This window comes from Rhodococcus sp. EPR-147 (assembly GCF_001647185.1).
GTDB lineage: Bacteria > Actinomycetota > Actinomycetes > Mycobacteriales > Mycobacteriaceae > Rhodococcoides.
On sequence record NZ_LVCU01000068.1, the window covers coordinates 1 to 2,125 of the forward strand.

General features: G+C 62.0%; 3 protein-coding genes. All 3 read left to right on the forward strand.

Annotation, left to right across the window (positions count from 1 at the left end; genetic code table 11):
• The coding region (locus A2J02_RS03085) for a 4Fe-4S dicluster domain-containing protein (RefSeq protein WP_068046618.1) at window positions 1-1,116 on the forward strand (1,116 nt) is incomplete at its 5' end.
• Window positions 1,113-1,760: a nitrate reductase molybdenum cofactor assembly chaperone gene (gene narJ / locus A2J02_RS03090; protein ID WP_068046612.1), complete on the forward strand. Its 648-nt coding sequence runs from the start codon at window positions 1,113-1,115 to the stop codon at window positions 1,758-1,760. The genes A2J02_RS03085 and narJ, both read left to right, overlap by 4 nt.
• 4 nt (window positions 1,761-1,764) lie before the next feature.
• Window positions 1,765-2,125, forward strand: a 361-nt coding sequence (gene narI / locus A2J02_RS03095; RefSeq protein ID WP_068046615.1) for a respiratory nitrate reductase subunit gamma, incomplete at its 3' end; no start/stop codon positions are given.

Here is a 2,125-nt window from a genome sequence, read left to right on the forward strand (position 1 = left end):
CGAATTTGTGAACACTGCCTGAACCCGTCGTGCATGGCCTCCTGCCCGTCGGGCGCGATCTACAAACGCAGTGAGGACGGAATCGTCCTCGTCGACCAGGACCAGTGTCGTGGCTGGCGGCAGTGCATCACTGGATGCCCCTACAAGAAGATCTATTTCAACCACAAGTCGGGCAAAGCCGAGAAATGCACGCTGTGTTACCCACGCCTCGAGGTCGGCCAACCGACGATCTGCTCCGAGACGTGCGTCGGTCGGCTTCGGTATCTCGGAATCTTCTTGTACGACGCGGACGCGGTGACGGACGCGGCGTCGACACCGGACGAGAAGGACCTGTACGAGGCACAACTCGATCTGCTCCTCGACCCCGAGGATCCGAGTGTGATCGCGGCGGCGCGCGCCGACGGCATTCCCGACGACTGGATCGACGCTGCCCGCCGATCCCCGGTGTACGCGCTGGCCAAGAAATACAAGGTCGCGCTGCCGCTGCATCCGGAATATCGCACGATGCCGATGGTGTGGTACGTCCCGCCGCTGTCGCCGATCGTCGATCTGCTGGCCGAGCAGGGACACGACGCCGAAGGGTACGGCACGTTGTTCGGGGCGATCGAGGCGTTGCGCATACCCGTCGAGTATCTGGCCGAACTGTTCACCGCCGGCGACACCGATGTCATCGACACCGTTCTCAAACGACTCGCCGCCATGCGCGCCTACATGCGTGATATCACCCTGGGCCGTGAGCCGGACGCCGACATCCCTGCTTCCGTTGGAATGTCGGAAGAGGAGATGTACGAGATGTATCGGCTCATGGCGATCGCCAAATACGAAGAGCGCTATGTCATTCCGACCGCTCACCACGAACAGGCCGCGAAACTCGACGAGATGGCTTGCTCGCTGGATTACGAGGAAGGCCCCGGAATGTTCGAGTCCGGTGCCTTCGGTGAGGCCAGTGGTCGTCCGGCCCCGGTGTCGGTGGAGACCTTTCACGCTCTCAAACACCGGCAGACCTCCGATACCGCGGCGGGAGCCGACAGTCTGGCCGGTCGTGTCAACTTGCTGAACTGGGACGGAAACGGCGTGCCGTCGGGAATGTTTCCCAAGAGTTCGGAGACGCCGTGAGGTGGCTCCGAGGTCGTCGAGCGGTCGACCAGCGGGTGATCTACCAGGCCGCAGCGTGGTGCCTGACTTACCCGGATTCCCAGCTGTTGTCCAGGATCGGGTTGCTACGGGAAGCGCTCGGTGAGCATCCCGACCGCACTGTCGCTGCGCCCCTGGAGCGTTTCGTCGACCACCTGGCGGGCTCGAGTATCGACAAGCTGCAGCGCGAGTACGTCGACGTGTTCGATCTTTCGAGCAAACGTACGTTGTATCTGTCGTACTGGACGGACGGAGACACCCGCCGCCGCGGCTCGGTGCTCGGCGAGTTCAAACAGCGTTATCGCGACAGCGGTTATCTGGTCGATCTCCATGGGGAGCTACCCGACCATCTTCCTGTGGTGCTCGAATTCTGCGCCCGCGCCCAGCCGGCCACATCGGTGGAGCTGTTGACGGTCTACCGCGCAGCGCTGGAACTCATTCGGTTGGGCCTTGTCGATCTCGGCACCCCGTATGCCGACGTGATGACCGCGATCTGTGCCTGCCTCCCGGGGGAGTCACCGACGGATCGGCAGTCCGCGCTTGCCCTCCGGGCGTCCATTCCCATCGAAACGGTGGGCTTGGAGGCTTTCGATCCGCGATTGCTACCCATCGCCGAGACGAGGTGACAATGTGAATACGGTTCTGTGGGGCGTACTTCCGTATCTGGTTCTGGTGTTGCTCATCGGCGGCACCATCTGGCGCTACAGGTACGACAAATTCGGGTGGACCACCCGATCATCGGAGTTGTACGAATCGCGGTTGCTACGTATCGGGTCTCCGCTGTTCCACTTCGGCATCCTTGTCGTCATCATCGGCCACGCCATCGGTCTGCTCGTCCCGGAGTCGTGGACCGAGTTCTTCGGGATCTCCGAGACTGTGTACCACCTGAATTCGGCATTTTTCGGGTTGATCGCCGGTGTGTGTACTCTCGTCGGTCTCGTCATTCTCATCTACCGACGTCGACGCATCGGCCCGGTGTTCATGGCGACCA